At 66.7% G+C, this 1,272-nt stretch carries 1 protein-coding gene; it reads right to left on the bottom strand.

Features of this window, described 5'->3' with window-relative positions; genetic code table 11:
- A partial coding sequence (locus WKW82_RS40510; protein WP_340348847.1) for a type VI secretion system Vgr family protein occupies window positions 1–1,272 on the bottom strand: 1,272 nt, incomplete at both ends.

The raw sequence follows: 1,272 nt of genomic DNA, 5'->3' as shown, positions 1-1,272 counted from the left end.
CCGTTGATCAGCACCTCCTCCTTGGCGGTGATGCTGATCTTGTTGGCCTCGACCTTGATGTCGAGCTTGGCGATCACGTTGATGCAGTTCTTCAGCGCCTTGATGTCGATGTCCGCCGCCGCGGCCACCATGCGGATGCCCTTCTCGAAGGCGGCGATGCGCACCGCGTCCTTGGAACTCACCAGGAAGCTCTTGCCGGTGCTGACACTGGTGTGGCCACCGCTGGTGAAGGCGTTGTGCTCGTTGCTGGCCAGGTGGGTGGAGCCGCCGGTGGTGGCCTCGATGCCCGCGGGGCTGGCCAGCACCAGATGCGGTTCGCTGAGTTCGGGGAACTGGCCCTGCGCCTTGTCGCCGCCCGAGCCCTTGATGGCGTCGTTCTGGGCCTTCAGGGCTTGGGTGACCTGGTCCTGATCCCCCGACTCGTGGGCCTTGGCCTCTTGCGCGGCTTCCGAGAGGCCCTCGTGCAGGTCACGGCCCTGCGTCAGGCGTTGCACGGTCTCGGCCATGTCGGTGATGTGGGCCCGTGCGTTCTGGCGCGCCTCGGTGCTGATGAGCAGGCCGTCCTTGGCGCGCACGGCGCCGTGGCCGTCGGTGCGCAGCTCGAAGCCCTTGCCGCGCGGGTCCTTGCGTCCGGCGTTGTCTTCGATGCGGGTGATGTGGCCCAGGCTCAGGCTGGTGCTCTGTTCATCGGATTTGAGCTGGGTCTGGATCTTGCCCTCGGTGTCGTCGAGCACGAGGTGATTGCTGCGCCCGCCCGCGGCGTTGCCGCTGTCGGTGAGTTCTCGGCTGCGCAGACCCGTGAGGGCCTTCTGTGCGGGCAGCTTCCACGGCGGCATGCGCTGGGCGTTGTAGACCACGCCCATGACGATGAAGTGGTCGGGGTTGCCGTCCAGACACTGGACGACGACTTCGGAGCCTTCGCGCGGGATGGAGATGGCACCGGTCTCGCCGCCGGCCCACTGGGTCATGACGCGCACCCATGCGGAGCTGCGTTCGTCGTCCTGGCCTTCGCGGTCCCAGTGAAACTGGACTCGGATACGGCCGTATTCGTCGGTGTGGAGAACACCCTCGGGGGCGTGGGCGACGACGGTGGCGGTCTGGGGGGCCATCACGCGCTGTTCGTGGCTGTGGAAGCCTCGACTCGGGCGCCACGGGATGAAGCGGCGGCTGCAGGTGAAGGTGGCCCTGTATTCGGCGAGTTCGCCTTCGGCTTGCAGGTAGTTATTGCTCGCGGTGTGCTCGATGGCGAGGAGGAGGAATTCGCTCTCGGAG

This window comes from Variovorax rhizosphaerae (assembly GCF_037889975.1).
In the GTDB taxonomy this organism is placed as follows: Bacteria; Pseudomonadota; Gammaproteobacteria; order Burkholderiales; family Burkholderiaceae_C; genus Variovorax; species Variovorax rhizosphaerae.
The sequence above is the reverse complement of the archived record's forward strand: the minus strand, read 5'-3'. Positions and strand labels throughout refer to the sequence as shown.